General features: G+C 40.3%; 3 protein-coding genes. 2 read left to right on the plus strand and 1 reads right to left on the minus strand.

Annotated elements, in window-relative coordinates; translation table 11 throughout:
• Positions 1-766, plus strand: a 766-nt coding sequence (locus IM485_RS06455) for a leucine-rich repeat domain-containing protein (RefSeq protein WP_287742041.1), incomplete at its 5' end; no start/stop codon positions are given.
• Positions 767-964: 198 nt separating this feature from the next.
• Here the strand turns inward: IM485_RS06455 and IM485_RS06460 are convergent.
• Positions 965-1,867, minus strand: a complete 903-nt coding sequence (locus tag IM485_RS06460) for an Rpn family recombination-promoting nuclease/putative transposase (RefSeq protein WP_287742043.1) — start codon at positions 1,865-1,867, stop codon at positions 965-967.
• 278 nt (positions 1,868-2,145) lie between these two features.
• On the opposite strand from IM485_RS06460, the gene IM485_RS06465 reads away from it, so the two are divergent.
• A partial coding sequence (locus IM485_RS06465) for a leucine-rich repeat domain-containing protein (protein ID WP_287742044.1) occupies positions 2,146-3,040 on the plus strand: 895 nt, incomplete at its 3' end.

Genomic DNA, 3,040 nt, shown 5'->3' on the forward strand with positions numbered 1-3,040 from the left:
TATCACATGTAACAAAATGTGTATAAAAATTAGGAGAAAACACATCATGCAACCACACACCTTAAAAAAGATAAGGAATGCTTTACTTTCTGCCGTCTTTACAAGCGTTGTTCTTCATCAGGGAGCTTTTGCAACCTTTGAAAAGGCTGAAGAGGAAGAACAAACAAACCAATTAACAAGCAGTAATCTTGCTGAAGAAGGGGATCTTGTGGATAATTTACACACTCTTCCTCTCGAGATGATTTTACCAATCACGAATTTTCTTTCAACTAAAGAAGCAGTTCGCCTTTCTGAAGTTTGTAAAGACCTCATTGATGCACGAGAGGTATTTATATATACAAAATCAGAATCTGTTAAATACCTTGATATAACAAGTCTATACCCTTTTCCATTAAAGTATTACATTAACCTTACAAGCCTGGATTTGGACTATAATGACACCATCACCGATGATGCAGTAAGGTTACTCACAAACCTTATAAGCCTTAATTTAAGCTGGAATAACACCATCACGGATGAGGCGGTAAAGTTACTCACAAAGCTTACAAGCCTTAATTTGGAGGGCAATCACAAAATCACGGATGAGGCGGTAAAGGTGCTTCCAAACCTTACAATCCTTAATTTGGCGTGGAATAATCGTATCACGGATAAGGCGGTAAAGGCACTTACAAACCTTACAAGCCTTAATTTGTTTAACAATCGTCGTATCACGGATGCTTGTATTCAAGCCCTCAGGGAACGCGGTGTCAAGATTATAGGGAAATAAAGAAATCCCATTTTTTTAGAAGTTAGGATTATGAGTGAGGAGGGACCTGAGGGTTCCTCCTTTTTCTTTGAGATTTTTCATGATCGATACTTCTAATTTGAAAGTTTCAAATGCTTGATAAGATTATTAATCCCTCGTTTGATGAGACGGAATGATTCTTTCTAAAAAGGGGCTTAGTTCCCCGATCTAGTCGTCTACCTATCGGAGAGATTTGATCTCGTTAAGAGCAAGGCCCGTCACATCTTTAATGGTTTCAAGGGGTATACCTTGAGCAAGCATGGCTTTGGCAATTTCGCGAGCTGCTTCGGCTCTTCCCTTTTCCATACCTTTTTCCATACCCTCTTCAATACCTTCTGCCTTACCCAGATCAAAGGCGCCTTCTAGGATAGCTTTATCGGCTGCTTGCTTCATATCGATGGAGTCGTAGGCCCGAAGTTCTTCTGTGGACCACGCAAATCGATTGAGCTCTTCATAGGCTCTTTTAACGATGAGGTCGCTGCCGATGATGTCATCCAGGTCTTGCTCTTGGGTTTCATCGGCGTTTTTAAAAAAGAAGGCCCACTTTTCGGTCATGGTCTTGAGATGATCTTTTTCTTTCTTAAACTTTGGAAGCTCTAAGAAGGAGAATGAAAAGTCTTTAAGGTCTCTCTCAAGGGTGCAGGTGTCCAGTATGTGGTGATGGGAGAGATAATCTTCTTTTTCAGAGAAGAGCACAAAGTCTGTAATAGCCAGGAAGGTGACCTGTTTCAAGTCTTTGTACTCACTACCCTTGCCTCTTTGATCAATGTAGGCCTTGGCGGCATAATATTGAGCCCGCTTTACAAAGCCCGGCTCATGCACAACCTGTATCTCAACAATGAAGCGATTGTTTTTTGAGTCCTGGCACATGATATCAACGATGCTCACTCGTTGAGAGGCAATCTCAGGATCTTGAGCGGTCTTGAGGAAGGTGACGTCCTCAATGGGATCGGTTTGGCGTGCAAAGATATCATTCAAGAAATGAATAAGAATGTCCTTATTCTTTTCGGTTCCGAAGATTCTTTTAAAGGCCATATCATTTTTAGGATCTAGAAACTTACTTACCAGCATCACACAACTCATAGTTTACTTATTGGACTATAGCATATTTTAGGGATTTTTTCATGCTTCATTCTTTTGAGACTGTTTTATGAGGCGATTAAACAAGGGGCCCACCCAATCCTTGATTTTGACTTAATCCCCTTGTTAAGGGTTCTCTCTCATCAATTGACCGTTTGATGACATGGATAAAGAGGGAAAATAAATTTTGTTTTTTTAGGTAAATTAGGTTGTAATTTCAAATTTTGTTCCCATATATCACATGTAACAAAATGTGTATAAAAATTAGGAGAAACAAAACTATGCAACCTCAGACCTTTAATAAATTGAAAAATGGTTTATTGTCTGCCGTCTTTACAACCGCTATCCTTAGCCAGGGAGCTTTTGCAACTTCTGAGCATGATGAAGGGAAGGAACTAACAAACCAACTAACAAACCGTCATCCTCCTGAAGAAGGGGATATTGTAAATAACTTACGTATTATTCCTTTTGAGGTGACGTTTCAAATTATGAATGGCCTTACTCTTAGTGAAGCTGTTCACCTTTCTGAAGTATGTAAAAGCTTTTTGGAATTCCGAGATTCCTTTTTATATGCCAAAGCCGCTCCAGTCAAAGAACTGATATTATCTTATCCTACCAAAGCCCCTTTACCCTTTATGTATTATAAAAACCTTACAATCCTTGATTTGCTGGAGAATATGCTCATCACGGATGAGGCGGTAAAGTTACTCACAAAGCTTACAAGCCTTAATTTGGAGGGCAATAAGCTCATCACGAATGAGGCAGTAAGGGGCCTCCCAAACCTTACAATCCTTAATTTGTGGGGCAATAAAACCATCACGGATGTGGCAGTACTGGCGCTTCCAAACCTTACAAGCCTTAATTTGGCGCACAATGATCGCATCACGGATGCTGCGGTAAAAGCGCTTACCAACCTTAAAAACCTTGATTTGACGGACAATGATCGCATCACGGATGCTGCGGTAAAGTTACTCACAAGCCTTACAAGCCTTAATTTGTGCTGTAATGACACCATCACCGATGATGCAGTAAGGTTACTCACAAACCTCATAAGCCTTGATTTGGAGGGCAATAAGCTCATCACGGATGCTAGTTTAATGAGGCTCACAAATCTTACAAGCCTTAATTTGTGGGGCAATCACAAAATCACGGATGAGGCGGTAAAGTTACTCACAA

This window comes from Microcystis sp. M169S2, from assembly GCF_020245865.1.
Classification (GTDB): Bacteria; Cyanobacteriota; Cyanobacteriia; order Cyanobacteriales; family Microcystaceae; genus Microcystis; species Microcystis ichthyoblabe_A.

Coding starts and splice junctions, on each gene's coding strand:
- IM485_RS06460 (WP_287742043.1), bottom strand. CDS start 1,867: ATGAGTTGTGTGATGCTGGTAAGTAAGTTTCTAGATCCTAAAAATGAT.